The 21828-nt window shown below is 67.1% G+C and carries 22 protein-coding genes; 12 read left to right on the top strand and 10 right to left on the bottom strand.

Annotated elements, in window-relative coordinates:
* Positions 1 to 184 precede the first annotated feature (184 nt).
* On the top strand, positions 185 to 919 hold the full coding sequence (locus EV667_RS14125) for an SIMPL domain-containing protein (RefSeq protein ID WP_131835945.1): 735 nt from the start codon (positions 185 to 187) through the stop codon (positions 917 to 919).
* Here the strand turns inward: EV667_RS14125 and EV667_RS14120 are convergent.
* From EV667_RS14120 to EV667_RS14105, 3 genes are all read right to left on the bottom strand, one after another.
* Positions 898 to 1869: a diacylglycerol/lipid kinase family protein gene (locus tag EV667_RS14120; RefSeq protein ID WP_245516147.1), complete on the bottom strand. Its 972-nt coding sequence runs from the start codon at positions 1867 to 1869 to the stop codon at positions 898 to 900. The genes EV667_RS14125 and EV667_RS14120 overlap by 22 nt on opposite strands.
* Positions 1870 to 2039: 170 nt before the next feature.
* Positions 2040 to 3209, bottom strand: a complete 1170-nt coding sequence (locus EV667_RS22915) for a hypothetical protein (protein ID WP_245516146.1) — start codon at positions 3207 to 3209, stop codon at positions 2040 to 2042.
* Between the two features lie 343 nt (positions 3210 to 3552).
* A complete protein-coding gene (locus EV667_RS14105; RefSeq protein WP_245516145.1) occupies positions 3553 to 4461 on the bottom strand; it encodes a tetratricopeptide repeat protein in 909 nt (302 codons plus the stop codon).
* 366 nt (positions 4462 to 4827) lie between these two features.
* Here EV667_RS14105 and EV667_RS14100 point away from each other — a divergent pair, with 366 nt between their 5' ends.
* The 3 genes from EV667_RS14100 to EV667_RS14090 all read left to right on the top strand — a co-directional run bounded on the left by EV667_RS14100 (position 4828) and on the right by EV667_RS14090 (position 8305).
* A complete protein-coding gene (locus tag EV667_RS14100) occupies positions 4828 to 7098 on the top strand; it encodes a TonB-dependent receptor (RefSeq protein ID WP_245516144.1) in 2271 nt (756 codons plus the stop codon).
* Positions 7099 to 7184: 86 nt separating this feature from the next.
* Entirely contained in the window at positions 7185 to 7868 is a 684-nt protein-coding gene (locus EV667_RS14095) for a Fe2+-dependent dioxygenase (RefSeq protein WP_131835942.1), read from the top strand.
* Positions 7869 to 7942: 74 nt separating this feature from the next.
* A complete protein-coding gene (locus EV667_RS14090) occupies positions 7943 to 8305 on the top strand; it encodes a DMT family protein (RefSeq protein ID WP_131835941.1) in 363 nt (120 codons plus the stop codon).
* A gap of 6 nt (positions 8306 to 8311) precedes the next feature.
* Here the strand turns inward: EV667_RS14090 and EV667_RS14085 are convergent, their stop codons facing one another.
* From EV667_RS14085 to EV667_RS14075, 3 genes are all read right to left on the bottom strand, one after another.
* A complete protein-coding gene (locus EV667_RS14085; RefSeq protein WP_131835940.1) occupies positions 8312 to 9457 on the bottom strand; it encodes a PQQ-dependent sugar dehydrogenase in 1146 nt (381 codons plus the stop codon).
* 227 nt (positions 9458 to 9684) lie between these two features.
* On the bottom strand, positions 9685 to 10044 hold the full coding sequence (locus EV667_RS14080; RefSeq protein WP_131835939.1) for a hypothetical protein: 360 nt from the start codon (positions 10042 to 10044) through the stop codon (positions 9685 to 9687).
* Between the two features lie 182 nt (positions 10045 to 10226).
* On the bottom strand, positions 10227 to 10901 hold the full coding sequence (locus tag EV667_RS14075) for a glutathione S-transferase family protein (protein WP_131835938.1): 675 nt from the start codon (positions 10899 to 10901) through the stop codon (positions 10227 to 10229).
* Positions 10902 to 11047: 146 nt separating this feature from the next.
* Here EV667_RS14075 and EV667_RS14070 point away from each other — a divergent pair, with 146 nt between their 5' ends.
* From EV667_RS14070 to EV667_RS14055, 4 genes are all read left to right on the top strand, one after another.
* Positions 11048 to 12250: a pyridoxal phosphate-dependent aminotransferase gene (locus EV667_RS14070; protein ID WP_131835937.1), complete on the top strand. Its 1203-nt coding sequence runs from the start codon at positions 11048 to 11050 to the stop codon at positions 12248 to 12250.
* A gap of 108 nt (positions 12251 to 12358) precedes the next feature.
* A complete protein-coding gene (locus EV667_RS14065; protein WP_131835936.1) occupies positions 12359 to 12850 on the top strand; it encodes a DUF992 domain-containing protein in 492 nt (163 codons plus the stop codon).
* Positions 12851 to 13022: 172 nt separating this feature from the next.
* On the top strand, positions 13023 to 14021 hold the full coding sequence (gene msrP, locus EV667_RS14060) for a protein-methionine-sulfoxide reductase catalytic subunit MsrP (protein WP_131835935.1): 999 nt from the start codon (positions 13023 to 13025) through the stop codon (positions 14019 to 14021).
* A 339-nt stretch (positions 14022 to 14360) separates the two neighbouring features.
* Positions 14361 to 14879, top strand: a complete 519-nt coding sequence (locus EV667_RS14055) for a DUF2380 domain-containing protein (protein ID WP_245516143.1) — start codon at positions 14361 to 14363, stop codon at positions 14877 to 14879.
* Between the two features lie 7 nt (positions 14880 to 14886).
* On the opposite strand, the gene EV667_RS14050 is transcribed toward EV667_RS14055, so the two are convergent.
* Positions 14887 to 15786: a LysR family transcriptional regulator gene (locus EV667_RS14050; protein ID WP_164714572.1), complete on the bottom strand. Its 900-nt coding sequence runs from the start codon at positions 15784 to 15786 to the stop codon at positions 14887 to 14889.
* 47 nt (positions 15787 to 15833) lie between these two features.
* Positions 15834 to 16814 carry a thioredoxin-disulfide reductase gene (trxB, locus tag EV667_RS14045; RefSeq protein WP_131835934.1) on the bottom strand — a complete coding sequence of 327 codons (981 nt, stop codon included), beginning with the start codon at positions 16812 to 16814 and terminating at the stop codon, positions 15834 to 15836.
* Between the two features lie 283 nt (positions 16815 to 17097).
* Here trxB and EV667_RS14040 point away from each other — a divergent pair, with 283 nt between their 5' ends.
* From EV667_RS14040 to EV667_RS14025, 4 genes are read left to right on the top strand one after another with little or no spacing between them, the layout of a single operon-like run.
* A complete protein-coding gene (locus EV667_RS14040; RefSeq protein WP_018387052.1) occupies positions 17098 to 17574 on the top strand; it encodes an Lrp/AsnC family transcriptional regulator in 477 nt (158 codons plus the stop codon).
* Positions 17571 to 18467, top strand: coding sequence for a glycosyltransferase family 8 protein (locus EV667_RS14035; protein ID WP_131835933.1), 897 nt, complete (start codon positions 17571 to 17573; stop codon positions 18465 to 18467). Before EV667_RS14040 ends, EV667_RS14035 begins: the two co-directional genes overlap by 4 nt.
* Before the next feature lie 2 nt (positions 18468 to 18469).
* Positions 18470 to 19108: a methyltransferase domain-containing protein gene (locus EV667_RS14030; RefSeq protein ID WP_131835932.1), complete on the top strand. Its 639-nt coding sequence runs from the start codon at positions 18470 to 18472 to the stop codon at positions 19106 to 19108.
* Entirely contained in the window at positions 19105 to 20151 is a 1047-nt protein-coding gene (locus EV667_RS14025; protein WP_131835931.1) for an ELM1/GtrOC1 family putative glycosyltransferase, read from the top strand. The genes EV667_RS14030 and EV667_RS14025 overlap by 4 nt, the downstream gene beginning before the upstream one ends.
* Here EV667_RS14025 and EV667_RS14020 read toward each other — a convergent pair.
* Together EV667_RS14020 and greA are read right to left on the bottom strand one after the other, a co-directional pair.
* The gene (locus tag EV667_RS14020) at positions 20148 to 21224 is read right to left on the bottom strand and encodes a glycosyltransferase family 4 protein (RefSeq protein WP_131835930.1); all 1077 of its coding nucleotides are present in this window, start codon (positions 21222 to 21224) and stop codon (positions 20148 to 20150) included. The genes EV667_RS14025 and EV667_RS14020 overlap by 4 nt on opposite strands.
* A gap of 19 nt (positions 21225 to 21243) precedes the next feature.
* Positions 21244 to 21717: a transcription elongation factor GreA gene (gene greA, locus EV667_RS14015; protein ID WP_126280686.1), complete on the bottom strand. Its 474-nt coding sequence runs from the start codon at positions 21715 to 21717 to the stop codon at positions 21244 to 21246.
* Between the last annotated feature and the right edge of the window lie 111 nt (positions 21718 to 21828).

The following is a 21828-nucleotide window of genomic DNA, read 5'->3' as shown; positions in this document are numbered from 1 at the left end:
CCGGAGCGGTTGTCGGGCGGTCGCCAGAGCACTTGTCAGAGCGGTTGTCGGCGCTGCCGCCGCAATCCCGCCGCCTTCGCGCGGTGCTCTGGCGTGCCGCATCGTCAGTGCGGCAGCTCAGGGGCGTGCCGGCCGATCCACGCCTGTCCCGGCAGTTTCAAGAAAGTGCAAGAAAGTGAAAGACATGAAGCTCATCCGCGCCACCGCTTGCGCTGCATTTCTCGGTGCCGCCGGGTTGTTCGCCAGCCTGTCGCCGCTCGCCGCGCAGGACCTCGCCCCTAACGCCCGGCGGGCGACGCTCTCGGTCTCCGGCGAAGGCCTGGCCAGCGCGGTGCCCGACATGGCGACCCTCACGTCCGGCGTGGTGAGCGAAGGCAAGACAGCGCGCGAGGCGCTCGACGCCAATTCCGCCGCCGTGGCGACGATGATCGAGGCGATTCGGACGGCGGGCATCGAATCGCGCGACATTTCCACGTCCGGCTTCTCGGTGCAGCCGCAATACGCCCCGCAGAAGAAGGAGGGCGAGCCGCTGCGTATCGCCTCCTACCAGGTGAACAATGCGGTCACCGTGCGGCTGCGCGATCTCGGCAAGCTCGGCGACCTGCTGGACCAACTCGTCACCAATGGTGCCAACCAGATCAGCGGCATCGCCTTCGACATAGCCGATCCCGCCCGGCTGGAAGACACCGCCCGGGCCGAGGCGGTGAAGGACGCCCGGCATCAGGCCGACATCATCGCCCAGGCCGCCGGCGTGCGGCTGGTGCGGGTGGTGTCGATTGCCAGCGAGGCCGGTCCGCAGCCCATGCCGCGCATGATGATGGCGGCCCGGGCGGAGAAGATGGATTCGGTGCCGGTGGAGGCCGGCGAGACGCAGGTTCGTGCCGGTGTCACCGTGGTCTACGAGATCGAGCCGCTCTGAAGCGCGTTCGCATGCGTCGTCGCCGCCTCGGTGGCGACGGCCACGGCGGGGGCGCCCTCGGCGGGCGGCGGGATCAGGACCTTCAGCCCGCGCGGCACGATGTTGTAGGTGAGCGGCATCTCCTCGCGGCCGAGCTCACCATCGGTCGAAACCCATACCCGGGCGCGATTGGCGCGCCGCAGCACGATTTCCCGGCCGGTCAGGCTGATGATGCCGGGATTGTCGCGCCAATTGTCCGTCACCATGTCGGCGCCGGCCTTCAGCAGGGCAAGACCGCCGCGATCCTCCGCGACATGAAGTTCGAGCACCCCTTCGTCGAGCCGGCTGCGCCGCCAGCCCGGCCCGGTGAAGCGGTTGATCGAGACGAGCGTGGCGAAGGCCTGGAAATGGTGCGGCGTGCCATCCACTGTGACGTCAAGCTCGAATCGTCCACTGCGGCGCAGCGCAAAAAGCGCGGCGAGGGCGACGGCGAGAAAGCGCCAGAGCTTCCAGCGCCGGGCGGTTTCGCGTGCGCGCGCCATTTGGCTGAAGAAGCCCATGCCGGAAATGGTGTGGAAGCGCCGCCCGTTCAGCGTCGCCAGGTCGATCGTCGCCACCGTCGCCTCGCTGAGCGCGCGGATCGCCGCGTCGAGGTCGCGCGGCATGCCGATATCTGTGGCCAACAGGTTCAGCGTGCCGAGCGGCAGGATGCCGAGCGTCTTGTCCGAGCCTTCCAGGCTCTGTACCGCCAGGCTGACGCTGCCGTCGCCGCCACCGACAATGACGGTGCCATGTTCGCCCGTGCCCGACGCCCGGATGGCCTTTACAAGCTCCTTGCCGCGCAGCAGGCGCACCTCGACGGTTCGCCCGCCGCCGTCCAGCGCATCGGCAATGTGTCGGCGCACCTCCTCCGCGTCGCGGTCGAGCAGCGTGCCGGCATTGGCGTTCAAAAGGACGAGGAGCTGGGCCATGGGGGAACCGGGTTGGGGAAGCCACTGGATACTCCCCTGCAATCGCGGCGGTGCAAAGACGTTCCGTAGCGTCCGCCATGAAGTTTGGCGGGTGCGCTCTTTATAATGGGAGAACGCGAAAAGGCCGTCCCGGAATGCTGCCGGGACGGCCCCTTCAGAGTGTGTCGGAATTAGCCGTCGACGAGATCGCGGCAGAGCGCGACGATGCCGGAATCATACGCGCGGGGTTCGGACAGCACGCCGGCGCAGCGAGTCTTCTTCGCCGCCATGTCGGAGCCGCCGACCGCGCCGCCCGGCGCGGCCGAGGGGCCGCCGGCCGAAGGGCCACCCGGGGTGCCCGGCCCACCGGGGCCGCCGGGACCGCCCGGCCCACCAGGGCCGCCCGGACCTCCGGGCCCGCCGGGGCCACCGGGGCCGCCGATGCCGATGTCGACGCCCACCGCCGCCGTGTTCTGGCCGCCGACATCAATATCGGCATTGGCGCGCACGCCGCGCGGACCGCCCAGCGTGGTGCGGCTCTCCACATCAACCGCCTGAGCGCCGCCGATGGTTGCGCTGTTGTTGCTGTTGAGACCGCGCGGCCCCAGCGCACCCACCCGCGCATCGACGCCGACCGGACGCTGGCGCGAGGAGCCGACGGCGACATCGGCATTGATGCCGCGCCGGCCGAGGACGCTTGCGTTCACATCGGCGATGTTGCCGTTGGCTCTGCGGCCGACGCCGAGCGGGCGCTGGGCGGGCTTGAGCAATTCGATCTGCACGCCGACCACATTCGCGGCCATCGGCGCCCGTCCGGTGACGGAGGTGGTGGCGTCGCCGCGCGCGGGCCGGCCGGACGGCGCGCCGACACTGCCGACCGTCGAGCCGATGCCGCTGCCGATGCCGCTGCCGAGGCTGCTACCGAGCCCGCTCGTGGCGCCGGAGACACCGCTCCCGACACCCGACACGGCGCCGCCGACGCCGCTCACCGCGCCGCCAACCGCGCCTCCGAGCCCGCTACCGCCGGCGCTCGCGCTGGCGGCATTGCCGGCCCGGCTGACGCCGGCACCGACGCCGGAGAGCGCGCCGCCCGCGGCCCGGCCCGCGCCGGAAACGGCACCGCCGACCGAGCGACCGAGGCCGGAGGCGGCCCGTCCGACCGAGCCGCCGATCCCGCCGCTGTTGCCGCGGCTGCTCCGGCTGGCGCTCGAACCGCCGCTTTTGCTGCCGCTCGTGCCGCCGGCTGAGGAGCCGCTATCGCCGCCCCGGTTTCCGCCGCCGAGGCCGCCCAGCCGCGCTTCCGCAGGGGCTGTCGCCATCACCAGGCACGCGGCGAGAAAGCCGGTGCTGAGCAGAGCCAATCCATGTTTTGCAGTTTCGCGATGTGCAGTGCTGTAACTTGCAGTCTCGCGTCTTCCCGTATCATTCCGCCTCATAACGCTCTCCCTGTTGAGGACAGTGGCGTCATGGCGTTGTTGCCCGGCGCCTGCAAAACAAGGCGGCGCTTCGTGTGAAAGTTGCAGTCATCTGGAAAGGTTGAGTGCGCAAAGCATGGATAATACTGGAAAAGCCGCCTTGGGCGGTAATTTAGCGCCTCTGTGAGGTTGCAGAGTAAAGGTCGTAGAAAGGCTATAACTTACTTGTGATCGGACGGTGCCGTGACGAAGCGATCTCAAAAGCTCGCCTCAGGGCATTCGGCGCACCTCACGCATGGCCACCGGCCGCCGCCGCGCCGTCCGGCGACGGAGCCTGAGCCTTGCCGGTTGGGCCTGCCGCCGCGTGTGCCGCCTCCGCTTCGCGGGCGCGCTGGAAGGCGCGAGCGGCGCCCTCTGCATCCGGGGCGCCGCCGAGCCCCTCCGCCAGCGCGCCGCCGAGGGTGCGCAGATCGCCAGCTGTGCCGCTTAGTGCGGCGCGTTGCAGCGCCCGCAAGGCAAGGCGGCGCAGCGCGGGCTGCGGCGCTTCCCGCAGGGCGGCACCGACATTCCGGCAGAAGGCGGGAACGCCGTTCTCTATGCAGCGGCCGAACCACGGCATGGCGAGGTCGAGCCGGCCGGTGCGCTCCAGCAGGAGGCGGGCGTAGTCGAACTGGCCCCGGTAATCCCCGCCCGCAGCGCCCCTTTTATACCAGCGCAGCGCGGCCACCGGGCGGGCCGGGCGCTCCCAGCCCAGTTCGAGGTAGCGGCCGACGAGGGTGGCGGATTTCGCGGCGGCTTCGGCGTTTCGTCCCCGGGCCGCGCGCGCGTACCAGTGCAGCGCTTCCCGACCATCGGCGGCGATGCCCTTCCCATCCAGCAACAGCGTGGCGAGGTTGAACTGCGCCCAGCCATGGCCGCGCTCGGCCGCCTGCCGGTAATGCGCCGCCGCGCGGGCGGGGTCGGCGGGCACGCCCCAGCCGCATTCATGGCAGCGCCCGACCATGTTGGCGCCTTCCGCGCTGCCGGCGCCGGCAGCGATCTGGAACCAGCGCAGCCCCGCTTCCGGATCGCGTGCCACGCCATGGCCGTCCAGCAGCATCTGCCCCCACGCGATCTGGGCATTGACGATGCCGGCGAGTGCGGCCGCCTCGACCCAGCGGGCAGCCGCGGCCGGGTTCTCACTGATGCGCGCGCGCAACAGTTCGGGGCCAATTTGTGTCAGCTCTGTGAACGAAATCCAGCCGTCCCGCATCCCGTCCTGCCGTTCTGCACGCTGCCGCGGCACCGCATCCGTTCGCGGCCAGGGTTTAATATCCTTACGATGTCTAATCTCAAGGGCAATTATCGACAGAATTGACCGTCCTGTTTTAGTTTTTAATAATTAAAAACTGTAGTTTTGAATCAATCCATCTTGCTTACGTTGGAATACGTAAAAAACATAACGTTTGAAGACGTTTGGAATCATAGCTAATAGGCAAAAATAAGATACATAAGGGGCTGGATGTTAATGAAGACATTGAGGACGCTGCGCGATACTTCGCATAATACCGCCTGGACGGCTGGCTTGGCCGTCACTCTGTCGGCGCTGCCTCTATTCTCCGCCCAGGCGCAGCAAGCTGCCGCGCCCGCCACCGAGGAAGAGCTGCCGACGGTCACGGTCGAGGGCGAAAATTCGCCCGACAACACGCTTGAGGGCACGACCGGCATCTCGCGCCTGCCCGGCCGGATCCAGGACATTCCCCAGGTCGTGCAGGTCATCAACCAGCAGACCATGCAGGAGCAGGGCGTCACCACGCTGGAGCAGGCGCTGCGCAACGTTCCGGGCGTCACCGTCGGCATCGGCGAGGGCGGCGGCGGCATGAATGGCGACCAGTTCCGCATTCGCGGCTTCCAGTCCAAGGGCGATGTCTACATCAACGGCCTGCGCGACTTCGGCGTCTATGTCCGCGACAGCTTCGCCTATGAGAGCATCGAGGTGTTCAAGGGGCCGTCCTCGGAGAGCTTCGGTGCCGGCACCACCGGCGGCGCGATCAACTCGACGCTGAAGCAGGCGCATATCGGCGACAAGTATGATTTCGAGGGCCAGTTCGGCACCGGGCCGCTCTATCGCGGCGTGTTCGACATCAACAAGCAGCTCGACGAGACCACGGCCTTCCGTATCGTCGGCATGGTCAACGAGCAGGACGTGGCCGACCGCGACCATGTCGAATCGAACCGTTACGGCCTGATGGCCGATCTCGGCTTCGGGCTGGGCACCGACCAGACGCTGCACCTGAACTATCTCTACCAGAACGGCTCGCGCACCCCCGACTACGGCGTGCCGATCCTGACCCCGCGCTTTGGCGATGCGGTGCGCTACGGCTCGCTCGGCAAGCCGGTGACGGAGTGGGGCGTACCGCGCACCAATTTCTACGGCAAGGTGACGGACCACGACGACACCGAGGCCAATATGTTCACCGCCAACTACAAGCGCGAGGTGAATGACTGGCTCACCATCACCAATGATTCCCGCGTCGGCTATTACACGCGCGATTTCGCCACTTCGGTGCCGGGCTGCGCTAACACTCCCAGCAATGTGACCAATCCTACGCCCGAGCAGTATGAGGGAACCTGCACCGGCCAGTTCTTCGCTGGCGGCAATCCGTCGATCGCCTTCGGCGGTGGCAATCCGGGCTTCGACCAGACCAGCTGGTCGGGCCAGAACGTCACCACCGCCATCGCCAAGTTCAACACCGGCTTCCTGCGACATGAAGTGGTGGGCGGGTTCGACATGTATTTCGTCAATGACGAGCGCACGCTGATCTCGGTGAACGGGTCGAAGGGCACCTCGCCGATCTGGAACCCGGTCTATGGCAACACCACGGGCTATTTCCTCTATCCGAACCCGCTCGGCAATAACGGCCAGCGCGAATCGACGGCCACCGATTTTGGCGCCTTCGTCAGCGACCGCATCTGGCTGACCGACCAGCTCTCGGTGCTCGGCGGCATTCGCTACGACAGCTATTCGGCGGATTACAGCTTCTGGTGCGTGGGCACCACCTGCCTCAACGGAACCAACAGCTGGACCAATGCCCAGAGCACGACCCAGTTCTCCAGCCCCAAGGCCAGCGTGATCTGGGAGCCGACCTCCAACCAGACCTACTACGCCTCCTGGGCGCGCTCCTATTCGCCGCAGGGCATGTTCCCGACCAACGACATCACCGTCGTCAACCCGACGCAGAACAACCTTCAGCCGGAAGAAAACGAGACCTACGAGCTCGGCTTCAAGGTCTCGACGCCCGACGGGCGCCTCGGCTTCACCGGCGCGCTGTTCCGGGTCGACAAGAGCAACGCCTTCTACGTCGATCCCAACACCTTCGACACGGTGGAGACCGGCGAGAACCAGCGTGTGCAGGGCGTCGAGCTCGGCGTGACTGGCAACATCACCGCAGCCTGGGTGATTCAGGCCGGCTACGCTTATTACGACAGCGAGATCATGACCTCGACCACCGCCGACTATATCGGCAACGAGGTGCCCTTCGTGTCCGAGAACAACATCACCCTGTGGACCACCTATGAGCTGACCAAGGATGTGCTGAGCCAGCTTCCCGGCAAGCTGCTGGTCGGCGGTGGCATCACCTATGCCAGCGAGTACTTCACCAACAGCGCCAACACCGCGATCATCCCGGAAAGCTTCTCGCTCGATGCGCTGGTGTCCTATGAATACGAGAACTACCGCATCGCGGTGAACGCCTACAACCTGACCGACGAGCTGAACTACTCGGCCGGCTGGGGCAACCGTGCGGTTCCCTCCTCGGGCCGCACCTTTACCCTGACCGTCGGGGCGACCTTCTGATCGCCACGCCTACGACCTGACCGTCTCATCTCGGGGGAAGGCCGCTTATCCGGCTTTCCCCCTCTTTTCGTTGAACGGACCGCCCTATGCTGATCCAGATCCCCGACATCCTCACCCCGGACGAAGTCGCCCATTGCCGGCGCGTGCTGGAAGCCTCCCAATGGGTGGACGGGCGCGTGAGCGCCGGCGCGCAGGCGGCGATGAGCAAGCTCAACCTGCAGATTCCGGTGGACTCGAAGGAGGCCGCGGAACTCGGCGACATCGTGCTGAGGGCGCTCGGGCGCAACCCGATGTTCAACTCGGCGGTGATGCCGCTGCGCGTGCTGCCGCCGATGTTCAACCGCTATGATGTCGGCATGAAGTTCGGCGCCCATGTCGACGGCTCGATCCGCGCCATTCCCGGCACCGGCATGCGGATGCGGGCAGATGTCTCCACCACCATCTTCCTTACAGAGCCGGAGGAGTATGACGGCGGGGAACTGGTGATCGAGGACACTTACGGCACCCACGAGGTGAAGCTGCCGGCCGGGCATGCGGTGGTCTATCCCGCCTCCAGCCTGCACAGCGTCAACGAGATCACCCGCGGCAGCCGCTGGGGCTCGTTCTTCTGGTCTCAGTCGATGATCAAGGACCAGGAGCGCCGCACCATGCTCTATGACCTCGACCGCGCCATCATGGGCACGCGCGCCCGGCTGCCGGACGACGACCCGTCGGTGCTCTCGCTCGCCAATGTCTATCACAACCTGCTGCGCCACTGGGCCGAACTGTGAGGTGCGGCTCACGCGGGCATTGACGGGCGCCATGCGGGCGTGATGCTCGGGGTATCGCAACCGAGACTCCCCCCATGCCCGCTCTATCGTCGCTCCTGCCGCCCACGCTGACGCCGATCCTGCTGCTGTTCGCCTCGAACATCTTCATGACCTTCGCCTGGTACGGCCACCTCAAGCACAAATCGAGCCCGCTCCTGCTCGCCATTCTGGTGAGCTGGGGCATCGCGTTTTTCGAGTACTGCCTCGCCGTGCCGGCCAACCGCTACGGCTCCGCCGTCTATTCGACGGTGGAGCTGAAGACCATGCAGGAGGTCATCACCCTGGTGGTGTTCGCCGGCTTCTCGGTGCTGTGGCTGAAGGAGCCGTTCCTGTGGAATCACCTGATCGGCTTCGCCTTCATCGCGCTGGGCGCCTTCTTCATCTTCCAGAAGTGGTGAGGGCGCTCAGTCCGCCGGCGCGAGGCGCAGCAGGCGACCATCCGAGGGGTCGTCGGTAAGCAGCCACAGGGCCCCGTCCGGGCCCTGGCGCACGTCGCGTAGGCGCGCGCCGAGATCGGCGAGGAGGATCTCCTCCTGCGCCACGCCCTGGCGCGCCGCGTCCAGCTTCAGGCGCACCAGCCGCGCGCCGGCGAGGCCGCCGGTAAAGAGGTCTCCCTTCCACTGGGGCATCAGCGTGCCGGTGTAGAAGGCAAGGCCGGACGGCGCGAAGGAGGGGTCCCAGTATTTCACCGGCTGCTCCATGCCGGGCTTCGAGGTGCCCTCGCCGATCTTGGCGCCGGAATAGTCGCGGCCATAGGTGATGACGGGCCAGCCATAATTCTTGCCCGCCTCCGGGCGGTTCAACTCGTCGCCGCCTCGCGCGCCGTGCTCGATGGTCCACAGCAGCCCGGTCTCCGGATCAAGCGCCGCGCCCTGCACGTTGCGGTGGCCATAGCTCCAGATTTCCGGTCGCGCGCCATTGCGTTCGCGGAACGGGTTGTCGTCGGGCACGCCGCCATCCGGAACGATGCGGACCACCTTGCCGATATGGTTTGAGAGGTTCTGCGCCTGATCGCGCAACGAGGAGCGATCGCCCAGCGTGACGAACAGCGTGCCGTCGCGGGCGAAGACGAGGCGCGAGCCGAAATGATTGCCGCCGCCCGCCGCCGGCGACTGGCGGAAGATCACCTCGACGTCTTCCAGCCGGGCGTCGCCATTCTGTTCCACCAGCCGTCCCCGCGCGACCGAGGTGCCGGCGGCGCCTTCGCGCGGTTCGGCATAGGTGAGAAACACGAGCCGGCTATCGGCAAAATCCGGTGCCAGCGCCACATCGAGCAAGCCGCCCTGTCCGCGCGCCAGCACCGGGGGCACGCCGGCCACCGGCGCCGAAACGGTGCCGCTCCGGCTGACGATCCGCAACGCGCCCGGCCGTTCGGTCACGAGCATCCGGCCATCGGGCAGGAAGGCGAGGCCCCAGGGGCTGCGCAAGCCGCCAGCGACGGTCTCGACGCTCAGCGGGCCGATGGAGGAGGGCGCCTCGACCGGCTCGCTACCGGCCGACTGCGCGGCAGCGGGGGTGACTGCAAGACCCGCCGCGAGCAGGAGAGCCATCAGGCCGGCCGCAGGGTGAATGAGAGGGCGGGGCGGGGCGGAAGGGTGGCGGCTCACGGCGGCGCTCCGGGGTTCGGTTGCGAGCCGTATGGTTAGAACAACCGGCAGGAGACGCCAACCGCCGTCGCACGCACGATGCCGTTAGGGAAGAAAGGCCGTTGGAGAACAGCGGCGATGCCGACAGGCACGACGACGCCTGCGACGTCCGGGGCGCCCGGCCCCCACCGTCAGCCCCGGCGACGGCGGCTGCCGCGCGGCTCAAGGGCGCCCGGTGCGCCGGAGGTCTGCAAGGTGGTGCGCAGCATGAAGGTGGTGAGGCCGCACAGGCCGACAAACGTCGCCAGCAGCACGGCGCCGATGGCGAGGCGTTCGTCCGAGGCGACACCATGGACGACCTCGAAGGCGGAGGCCCGCTGCAGGCCGAAGAGGCACAGCACGGCAACGATGGCGAAGGTCAGCGACAGCACGACGCCCGCTTCCATCGCGGCGCGACGCAGCCGCCGGCCGGCGGTGTGGCGGGTGGCGAGCACCTCGCCGGCGCGGGGCGGGGCGGCAAATGTCTGGTTCGGCATGGTCTTGTCCGGCATGGCGAAACCCCTTCGGTCCGTCCGGGCTGCTGCCCCTTGGTGACGGTAACTTGGGAGGGGAAGGCGGCTCCGCTTGGACGCCACTTTGCGCAACCCGGTGCCATTTCGGGGCCATTTCGCGGCAACGGGTTAAGGGCTCTTAACCCGGGGTTAACGCGCGTTAACCCCGGGGTTGAGGCTGCTCAACCCGGAGTCAGGAGGCGCGGACTGCGGGGCGAGGCGCTGTCGGCCTGCGCTTGCGCGTCCTCGGGGCGCCAGTCCATGCCGACATGACCGGGCTGCGCGGCGACCCGATCCAGCCAGGCCCGCACCGCCGGAAAGGTGGCGAGATCGAAATCGCCTTCCTCGGCCACGTGGGTATGGGCATAGAGGGCGAGGTCGGCGATGCTCAGCGTGCCGTCGACGACGAAGGGGCGGCGCGCCAGATGGCGCTCCATCACGCCGAGCGCGGCATAGCCTTCCTCCATCCAGCGGTCGATGTCGTGGGTGCGGAGATCGCGCCCGCCGCGCACCAGTTTCAGCCAGAACCGGGCCAGCCCGATGGAGGAATCGACGCTGTGCTGCTCGAAGAACATCCAGCGCAGGGTCTCCGACCGTCCCAGCGGGTCGTTGGGCAGCAGCGGCGTGCCGTCAGCGAGGTAGAACAGGATGGCGTTGGATTCGGGGAGATAGCGCCCGCCCGGCAGTTCCAGCAGCGGCACGCGCCCTTCCGGGTTCCTCATCAGGAAATCCGGGGTACGATTCTCCCCATGCAGCAGGTCGACATCGACCAGATCGAAGGGCAGGCCGAGCCGCGCGAGCAGCAGCCGCACCTTGTAGGAATTGCCCGAGCTCTGCATGGCATAGATCTTGAGCATGCAGCAAACTCCGGCAGAACGGTCTGGATCGTGGCCGCGTCAGGAAAACGCGGCCCTCGCGCCGTTCGCAGGTAGGGAATCGCTTGCCGGGGCGCAAGGGCTCGACTAGTTGTCGCGCGCAAAACCCTCAAGGGAGAGAACCGGCCATGAGCCTGATATCCGCCGCCCTGAAGCGCATCAATCCCTCCCAGACCATCGCCATTTCAAACAAGGCGCGGGAGTTGAAAGCGGCCGGACGTGACGTGATCGCGCTTGCGGCCGGCGAGCCCGATTTCGAGACGCCGGACAACATCAAGGAAGCCGCGATCAAGGCGATTCGCGACGGCCAGACCCGCTACACCGCCGTGGACGGCATTCCCGAGCTGAAGGCGGCCATCGTCGCCAAGTTCAAGCGCGAGAACGGTCTCACCTACAAGCCGAGCCAGGTCACGGTCGGCACCGGCGGCAAGCAGGTGCTGTTCAACGCGCTGGTGGCCACGCTCGATGCCGGCGACGAGGTGATCATTCCGGCGCCGTACTGGGTCAGCTATCCCGATATCGTGCAGTTCTGCGGCGGCACGCCGGTGCCGGTGGAGACGCGGCTTGAGGACAATTTCAAGCTGAAGCCGGAGATGCTCGAAGCGGCGATCACGCCCAAGACCAAGTGGCTGATCTTCAACTCGCCGTCCAACCCGACCGGCTCGGCCTATTCGCGCGACGAGATGAAGGCGCTGACCGACGTGCTGGTGAAGCACCCGCATGTCCTGATTCTTACCGACGACATGTATGAGCACCTCGTCTATGACGACTTCGAGTTCGTCACCCCGGCGCAGATCGAGCCGGCGCTCTATGATCGCACCCTGACCATGAACGGCGTCTCCAAGGCCTATTGCATGACCGGCTGGCGCATCGGCTACGCCGCCGGCCCGGAGGCGCTGATCAAGGCCATCGGTACGCTGCAGTCGCAGTCGACCTCCAACCCCAACTCCATCGCCCAGTGGGCGGCGGTCGAGGCGCTGAACGGGCCGCAGGACTTCATCGTCGCCAACAACAAGGTGTTCAAGGAGCGCCGCGACCTCGTGGTGTCCATGCTCAACCAGGCCTCCGGCCTCACCTGCCCGAAGCCGGAAGGGGCGTTCTACGTCTACCCCTCCTGCGCCGGGCTCATCGGCAAGTCGACGGCGGCGGGCAAGGTCATCGACAATGACGAGACCTTCGCCTCCGAGCTTCTGGAGTCCGAGGGCGTCGCGGTGGTGCATGGCTCGGCTTTCGGTCTGGGCCCGGCCTTCCGCATTTCCTACGCGACTTCCACCAAGGATCTGGAAGAGGCGTGCCTGCGAATCCAGCGCTTCTGCGGCTCGCTCCGCTGAGGTAGAATGATATTGATCGGCCGGGCGGCGCGCCCCGGCCGGCAAGCGCCACAAGGCGAGGGCGCCGGTTCCCGAGAGCCGGCTGCGCGTCATCGTCAGGAGACTTGAATGTTCCGTTCCGTTCTGTCGCGCGGGCTGCTCGGCGCCGCGCTTGTTGCGGGCGCCGCCACCCTCGTCGCCGCGCCCGCCTCTGCCCAGACCAGGCGCGTCGAGGTCGGTTCGCTCGCCTGCGTGGGCTCCAAGTCGGTGAGCTTCATCATCGGCTCCAAGCGCACGCTCAACTGCACCTTCACCGCCGCACGCGGCAAGAAGTTCGCCTATGAGGGCTCGATCCGCCGCTGGGGCCTCGACCTCGGCGTGACCGGCCGCAACATCCTGCTGTGGACCGTGCTGGCGCCCTCGCGCGGCGTGCGCTCGAGCGATCTCGACGGCACCTATGTCGGCGTGTCCGGCAGCGTGGCGCTCGGCGTCGGCGTGGCTGGCAACGTGCTGGTGGGCGGTTCCAACAAGACCATCGCCCTGCAGCCGGTCAGCGTCGAAGGCCAGACGGGCGTGAATGTCGCCCTCGGCGTCGGCGATCTGCGTCTCGTTTCCAAGTGATCTGAGGCGACACGGGGACGGTGCCGGTGGCACCCTCCGCATCGGATGGCAAACCAAAGGCCCGGCGGCGCCCCGCCGGGCCTTTGTCATTTTGCACGAGAAGTTGAAACGGCGCCTGAAATAAACCGGCTGGTTCGCGCGTACTCTCCGTACCATCCAAGAGGAGCCTGCCATGCCGATACGCCGTCGCCGGTCCTGGGAACTGCCAGAGAGCGCGGTCACGCCCGAAGCCACCTATCTCTCCCGCCGGAATCTGCTCGGCGCCGGGGTGGGCCTGCTGGGTGTCGCCGGGCTTTCCGCCGCTCTCTCGCCTTTCGCCGATGCCGCTCCGGCGGTAGGCGACCCGGCCAATGACCCGACCAAGGATCTCTACCCCGCGAAGAAGAACCCTGCCTTCACGGCGGGCGACCGGCCGATCACGCCGGAGGAGATTTCCGGCAACTACAACAATTTCTACGAATTCGGCTCCGAGCGTTCGGCCTACCAGATCGCCGATGTCGCGGCGCGCATGCCGCGCCGGCCGTGGACGGTGAAGATAGACGGGCTGGTCGAACAACCGCGCGAGGTCGGCATCGACGACCTTATCCGCGCCATGTCGCTGGAAGAGCGCATCTACCGCCACCGCTGCGTGGAGGCGTGGTCGATGACGGTGCCGTGGACCGGCTTTTCGGTGAAGGACTTCGTCGCCTACGCCAAGCCGCTCTCAGGCGCAAAATATGTGCGCTTCGAGACCTTCATGAATCCGGAGGTGGCGCTCGGCCAGCGCCGCTTCATCTACCCCTGGCCCTATATTGACGGGCTCAGCATGGCCGAGGCGAATAACGACCTCGCTTTCCTCGTCACCGGCATCTACGGCAAGCCGGCGCCCAACCAGTTCGGCGCGCCGCTGCGTCTCGCCGTGCCGTGGAAATACGGCTTCAAATCGGTGAAGTCGATCGTCCGCATCTCCTTCGTGGCGGAGCGGCCCGTGGGTCTGTGGGAGCAGGTGCAGGGGCGCGAATACGGCTTCTGGGCCAATGTGAACCCGGCCGTGTCGCACCCGCGCTGGAGCCAGGCCAGCGAGCGCGACATCGGCACCGGCGAGCGGCGCCCGACGCTGATCTATAACGGGTATGGCGAGGAAGTCGCTGGCCTCTACAAGGACCTCTCGGGCGAGAAGCTGTTCATGTAGGCGGGGGCGAACCCGCCCACGGCACAGAAAAAAGGCCGGTCCCGAAAGGGGCCGGCCTTAAGTTTTCGCTGCCGAAGCAGCGAACCTTCCAGAGGGGAACAGCCGAAACGCGAGGCGTCTCGGTGTCTTCCTCACATATGGTCAAAGACCGAGCAGACTGCAATAAATTATGCCTGCATGGCAGGCATGCGTAATTGCATCGTGCGTTTCGTACCACTGTCATGCCCGTAAATTGGGCGGCCCGATACCTCCGACTCGTCCCCTGGCCTTGCCCGAGCTGACAGAAAGGCGCGTAATCGGTGCTCGATCGTCGCCGAGTGGTCCCATCGGAGGAACGCCATGCTGTCTTATCGCGCCCGTGTTGTTCACCGTGTCCCGGCGCTTTGCGCCGTGTTGCTGGCGCTGGCGCCCGCCGGCTTGGTGCGCGCGGCCGAGCCAGCGCGGGTCGCGGTAGCCGATATCGGCTTCACCGATTCGTCCGGCGAGGCGCGCGACCAGCGCAGCCAGCACGAGGCGCGGCGGCAGGCGCTCACCCGGGATGTTGGGGCCGATATCGCCCGCGCAGGGAAACTGGACAGCCTGGCTCTGCCCTGCGAGGGCGCCTGCCAGCTCGATGCGCAAGGCGTGGACGCGTTGCGCCAGCGGGCGCAGGAGGCGGGGGCGGGTTTTCTGCTGGTGGGGAGCGTGCACAAGATGAGCACGCTGGTCCTGTCGATGCGGGTGGCGGTGCTCGAGGCCGCGACGGGCCGGCTTGTGTTCGAGCGGCTGCTGAGCTTTCGCGGCGACAATGACGAGGGCTGGCGCCATGCCGGCGACTATGTCGCCCGCGAGGTGGTCGAGCAGCTGCCGATCCGGTGAGCGGTGCTCAGAAGCTCCAGCGCTGGGCCTTGGCGACGAGGAAGTCGCGGAACACCTGGATGCGTGCCACGGAGCGCATTTCCTGGGGGTAGACGAAATAGGCTTCCAGCGTCGGCGTGGTGCGCTCGGGGAAGAGCTGCACGAGCGTGGCGGAATCCTCCAGCAGATAGTCCGGCACGATGCCGATGCCGACGCCGCGCTCCACCGCCCGCTTCAGCCCGAGCACGTTGTTGACCGAGAGCGAGGGCACGCGCCCTTCCTGGTCGTCCTCCAGCCCGGCCCGCTCCAGCCAGTTCAGACCCTGGAAATAGGAAGGGATGGGGCCGCCCAGCAGGATGATGCGGTGCTTGTCCTTGTCCAGCTCATCCAGCGTGCGCGGGTGGCCGTTGCGCTTGAGATATTCGGCCGAGGCGAAGGCGTGGAAGTGCACGGTGAACAGCTTGCGCTGGATCAGATCCGGCTGCACCGGCTGGCGCAGGCGGATGGCGACATCGGCCTCGCGCATGGCCAGGTCGAGCTCGTCATCGGTAAGGATGAGCGTGATGCGGATATCGGGATAGAGTTCGAGAAACTCGCCGATGCGTGCCGTCAGCCAGTGGGTGCCGAGGCCCATGGTGGTGGTGACGCGCAATTCGCCATTGGGCTTCTCGCGGCTGTCAGTGAGCTTGGCCCGCGCCGCTTCCAGCTTCATGAACACTTCATGCGCGGTGCGGTAGAGCAGGTCGCCCTGCTCGGTCAGGATCAGGCCGCGGGCATGGCGGTGGAACAGCGGGATGTTGAGTTCCTGCTCCAGCGCCGAAACCTGCCGGCTCACCGCCGACTGCGACAGGCCGAGCGCCTCACCCGCATGGGTGAAGGAGCCGGCCTCCGCCGCGACATGGAACACTTTGAGCTTGTCCCAGTCCATGTCGCGAGCGCGATTGGCCTTGTTGTCCATCCGGCGGGGCCCCTCGCTCATTCGGCGGCTTGCGCGAGTGGCTCACGGACGGCGAGAAAACGCTCGACCTCCAGTGCTGCCATGCACCCCATGCCGGCGGCCGTGACCGCCTGACGGAAAATATCGTCGGCGACATCGCCGGCGGCGAACACGCCTTCCACCGAGGTCTGGGTGGAGTGCGGCGCCGTCCAGACATAGCCGCTCGGCTTGAGCTTGAGCTGGCCCTGCACGAGATCGGTCGCCGGGGCGTGGCCGATGGCGATGAACACGCCGTCCGCCGCACGCTCGGAAAGCGCGCCGGTGACGACATCCTTCAGCACCACGCCCGTCACCTTGGGAGGCTCGTGCTGGCCCTTCACCTCATGCAGGGCGGCGTTCCACACCACCTCGACCTTGGGATGAGCGAACAGGCGCTCCTGCAGGATTTTTTCGGCGCGGAAGCTGTCCCGCCGGTGCACGACCGTGACCCTGGAGGCGAAATTGGTGAGGAAAAGCGCTTCCTCGACAGCGGTATTGCCGCCGCCGATCACCATCACTTCCTTGCCGCGATAGAAGAAGCCGTCGCAGGTGGCGCAGGCGGAAACGCCGTGACCGCGATAGGCCTGCTCGGACTCAAGGTCCAGCCAGCGCGCCTGCGCGCCCGTGGCGAGGATCACCGTCTCGGCGATCCACACCGTGCCGGAATCGGTCTCGGCGCGGAACGGCCGGCGGGAGAGGTCGAGCGACGTCACCAGATCATTGACGATGCGGGTGCCCATCTTCTCGGCCTGCGCCTGCATCTGCTCCATCAGCCACGGGCCCTGGACCGGATCGGCAAAGCCAGGATAATTCTCGACGTCAGTCGTGATGGTGAGTTGCCCGCCGGGCTGGATTCCCTGGATCATCACCGGCTCCAGCATGGCCCGCGCGGCATAGACGGCGGCGGTATAGCCGGCCGGACCCGAGCCGATGATCAGGACCTTGACGTGGTTGGCCGAGCTGGCGGAGGGGGCCGACATGGCAGGCTCACTGTGTTGCGGCGAACGAATCGCCGGACGGACGATCAGGCCTTGGATAGGCTCATTGGACCCGCACCTGCGCGTGCTGCAAGGGCCGCCCTGGTAGCCATGCGAAAATGTAGGGGCTGACCTGGGCAACCGCAAGGCGGAGGCCTCCTATCCATTAGTTTTCCATAAGGAAGATTGCGCGAGGCGCGCGCGCAAGATAATTGCTCTCGCGGCCGCTGCACTCCTCGCGCCGCCGCAGGCGCGCCGTCCCGGCCGCCGGACACGGAGACCCCGCTTGGTTCGCCGCATCGACGCGATCGACTGGAACATTCTGCGCGAGCTTCAGGGCGATGGCCGCATCACCAATGTGGAGCTGTCGCAGCGTGTCGGCATTTCCGCCCCGCCGTGCCTGCGCCGGGTGCGTTCGCTGGAAGAAGAAGGCATCATCAAGGGCTACCGGGCGCTTCTCGACGAGAAGAAGCTCGGCTTCGACCTGATGGCCTTCGCCATGGTGCACCTGATCAGCCAGGCCGAGGGCGACCTTTCCGCATTTGCCGCGCAGGTGGAACGCTGGCCGCTGGTGCGGGCATGCTGGATGCTTTCGGGCGAGACCGATTTCATCCTGCTCTGCGTCGCCCCGGACCTGCGCACCTTCCAGAATTTCGTGCTGGAACTGACCGGCGCTCCAAATGTGCGCAATGTGAAGACCGCGCTGACGCTCCAGCAGTCTAAGGACGCCGCCGTGGTGCCGATGGAAGGGGAAACCCGGTGATCGTCGCCACCGCGACCGATACCGCCTATGTCGAGCTGACCGGAGTGATGCTCGCCTCGCTCGCCGACAAGGCGGCCGACAGCTTCGCGTCGGTCTACGTCTTCTGCGACCGGGTGTCGGAGGAAGACAAGGCGCGGCTATCCACCTCCTACGGCCGCGCCAACATCGTCTTTGTCGACATGAGCGACGACATGGGCCGGCACTTCGCCGCGCGGCCGGTCAATCACCACCTCTCGCGCACCGCTTATGCCCGCATCCTCATGCCGCTGAGCCTGTCGGAGGCCACGGGACGGCTGCTCTATATCGACTGCGACACGCTGGTGAACGCGTCGCTCGCCCCGCTCGCCACCCTGCCGATGCAGGGCTTCGCGCTGGCGGCCGTGGACGACATCGCTCGTCAGGTGCCCGAGCGCCACGCCAAGCGCAACCGCGACATCGGGCTGCCCGACACCATGCGCTATTTCAACAGCGGCGTGCTGCTGATCGACCTGGAGGCGTGGCGCGCCCAGCGGCTGACCGACCGCACGATCGACTTCATCAACGACCATCCCACCCTGCCGATGATGGACCAGGACGCGCTCAACGGCGCCCTGCGCGGGGAATGGCTGCCGCTCGACGAGAGCTGGAACCTGCATCGCCGGCTGGAGAAGGGCGCTTATACCGACGATCCGGCGATCTGGGCGGACGTCCGCATCATCCATTTCATCGGCCAGGTGAAGCCCAACTACACCGACTGCAACCACCCCGCGCGCGACCTCTTCCTCGCCTATCGCGCCCGCACGCCCTTCGCCTCCGTGCCGCTGAAGACCCGGCTCGGCCGGAAGGTGGAGAAGCGGGTGCGCCGGCTGCGGCGGTTCTTCGGCAAGCTCAAGCGGCGCATTTTCGGAGCCTAGGGATGGCACACAGCCTCGTCGACGAATATGCGAAGCTACATGCGCGCCACCGTTACGGCGCCACGGCACGCCACGCGCTGGCGGACATGCTGCCGCACATCATGGCATTGAAGCCCGCCTCGCTGATCGATTTCGGCTGCGGGCAGAGCAATCTCGCCTTCCTCATCGCCGCCAAGGCGGGGATACCGGAAATCCACCGCTACGACCCGGCAATCCCGGAGATTGCCACCCTTCCGGACGCGCGGGTGGAACTGGCGGTGAATGTCGACGTGATGGAGCATATCCCGGACGAGGAGATCGACGCGGTGCTGGCGTCCATCGCCGCAGCGGCCGCGCATGCGCTGTTCGTCATCGACATCGGCCCGGCCAAGATGCTGCTCTCCGACGGGCGCAACGCCCATGTCTCGCAGCATGATGCGGACTGGTGGCTGGCGCGGCTGAAGCCGCATTTTCCGGCCATTCGCAAAATGCCGATCCACCGCCGCGCCCGCGTCGCCTTCAAGACCTGGGACGGCGAGGTGACGGGGCTCACCGGCCTTGCCGTGCGGGCGCGCGAGCGGGTGATCTACCGCACGCAGAAGCTGGCCCGCTCGGCGCACCGCAAGCTGTTCGGCACCAAGCCGCGCGGGGCGACCCGGTGAAACTGCTGGTCCTGCGCGACAAGAAGCCGGGACATTTCAACCAGGCGGAAGGTGTCGCGCTGGCGATCGGCCGGCTGGCGCCGACCGAGGTGGCGCGGCTCAACATCCGCCCGACCTGGTTCGCCCATGACGATGTGCGCAAGATCATCATGCGCCGCTACGGCCGCGACGCCAGCAAATGGCTGCGCTCCATGTATGGCATCGACGCGCAAAGCCTTGAAAAGCCTGACGTCATCGTCGGCTCCGGGCGCCCGACCATCGCGGCGGGCATCCTGCTCAGCCGGTTTTTCGGGGGTGTGCCCTTCGTCTATTCCGGCGGAATCGGCGGCTATGACACGCGCGAGGTCAGCCTGATGATCGTCGCTTCGCCGCGCGCAGCGGGCAATCCGCGCTCGGCCTGGGCGCCCATTCCCTCGATTGTCGACCCCGACGACTACCCCGCCCCGCGCCGGCTTTCGACGCTTGCCGACCTCAAGGGGGCGGAGCTTGCGCTGCTGGTCGGGGGCACCGCCTATCGCAAGGAATGGCCGCAAAATGAATGGGATGCGCTGGTTCGGCTGGTGCGCGACGTCGCCCGCGAGCACGGCGTGCGCTGGCGGGTGACGACCTCGCGCCGCACACCGGACGAGGTCGGCGCGCGCTTCGCCGCACTGGCCGGGGAGGGCGTGCTTGCCGAGTTCATCGACTACCGCAGCGCCGGGGCGGGCTCGGCGCGGGCGTTGTTTGGCGCCGATGCCGTTGTTGTTACTGAGGATTCCATGAGCATGCTGGTCGAGGGGCTGACGGCCAGGCGCCCGGTCATCGGCCTGCGCTCGGCGAAGGTGCATGACGGCTATGCCAGCGAAGCGATTTCCGCCTGGGCGGCGAAAAGCTGGGCGGCGCCGTCCTTCGCACCGAGCCTCGCCATCCTGCCGCTCGGCACGGTGAACGCCGAACAGTTCGCCAACTCATTGATAATGCTGGAGCCGCCGACGCTGGATGTGCGCGGCGACCTCGCCCGCCTCATCGCCCCGGTGCTGGGGCTCGAAGGCCCGGCGATCTAGGCGGAGGCCCAGACGCTCTCATAGACCGCGTTGATCTTCTGCGCCTCGACCTCGATGGAATGGGTCGCGACGACGTGGTCGCGGGCGGCGCGCGCGACTGCAGCCGCTGCTGCCTCATCAAGCTGCAGGAATGCACTCACCGCTGCGGCCATCTCCCCGACATCGCCGGGCGGAATGATGGAGCCGGTCTGGCCCTCGATCACCAGTTCGTCGAACGCGCCGACCCGCGTGGCGATGACGGGCACGGCGCAGGCCATCGCCTCCAGCGGGGTGACGCCGAAGCCCTCCCAGCGCTGGGGGGCGACATAAAGATCTAGCGCGCGGTACCACAGGGCGATGTCGGAGGTCGCGACCTCGCCGGGGAAGAGGATACGGTCGGCCAGCCCGGCTTTTTCCACCTTGGCGCGCTGATCGGCGAAGAAGGCGGTGTGCGCGCCGGTAGCCCGCCCCAGCACCACGCCGCCCCAGCCGGGATGGTCCGGCAGCACGCGGATCAGCGCATCGACGAACACGTCCGTGCCCTTCTGGGCGCGGATACGGCCGAAGCAGCCGATCATCCTCAGATCGTCCGGCAAGCCCACCGCGCGCCGCGCTTCGGCCTTGTCGGGCGCGGGGGCGAAGCTGTCCATGTCGATGCCGTGATGGATGACGGCGGCGGGGCGCTGGAGATAGCCCGCGGTCTTCGCCGAGGTGGCGATCACCGCGTCCATGCGGGAGATGAGGAAGCGGCTCCAGCGTGTGTGCCAGCGCTGCGAGGCGGAGGTGAAGACAAGCGAAAGCTTCATCCGCAACAGGTCGCGCAGCACGACACCGGCCAGCATTTCGACGTTGCGGCGCGCGTGCCAGATGCGGGTCGGGCGGCGCGCGGGCCGGCGCCAGAAATGGCGCAGCTCGGCCGCGCCGATGCGCGCAATGCTGTCCGTCAGGCCCGGGCCGAAGGCGGCGATGCCGAGGGTGCGCGCCTGAAAGGGCAGCACGCGCTCAAGCGTCGAGGTGACGCCGGAGAGGCGGCGCTTGAAATTCGTCGCCACGACTTCGAGCCGTGCCGGGTCGATCGCCGCCTTCTCCGTCATGTCGGGTCTGCGTGCGGCTTCAGGCGAAGCGGACGGCGGCGATCTCGTAGGAGCGGGCGCCCTTAGGCGTCACCACTTCCACCGACGTGCCGAGCTTCTTGCCGATCAGCGCGCGCGCCATGGGCGAGGAAATGGAGATGCGCCCCGCCTTGGCGTCGGCTTCCATGTCGCCGACGATCTGCCAGACGCGCTCTTCCTCGGTGTCCTCGTCGATCAGCTTGACCGTGGCGCCGAACATGACCGTGTCGCCGGTGAGCTTGGCGACGTCGATGATCTCGGCGCGGGACAGCTTGTCCTCAAGCTCGGCGATGCGGCCCTCGTTCAGCGCCTGCTGTTCCTTGGCCGCGTGATACTCGGCGTTCTCGGACAGGTCGCCATGGGCGCGCGCTTCCGAGATAGCCTCGATGATGCGCGGACGCTCGGCCTGCTGGCGGTGCTTGAGCTCGATCTCCAGAGCGGCATGGCCGCCGGCGGTCATCGGAATCTTTTCCATTGGTCTGTTCTTGACCTCCCAAAAGCAAACGAAGCCCCCGCGGGCGGAGAAATCGGGCATATCAGCCACGATCGAACCGCCCGCGCGGGCTTAGAAGTTGTCCGGCACCTA

This window comes from Ancylobacter aquaticus (genome assembly GCF_004339465.1).
Taxonomy (GTDB): Bacteria; Pseudomonadota; Alphaproteobacteria; order Rhizobiales; family Xanthobacteraceae; genus Ancylobacter; species Ancylobacter aquaticus.
Note: the sequence above shows the minus strand (reverse complement) of the source record. Positions and strands in the feature narration are given on the sequence as shown.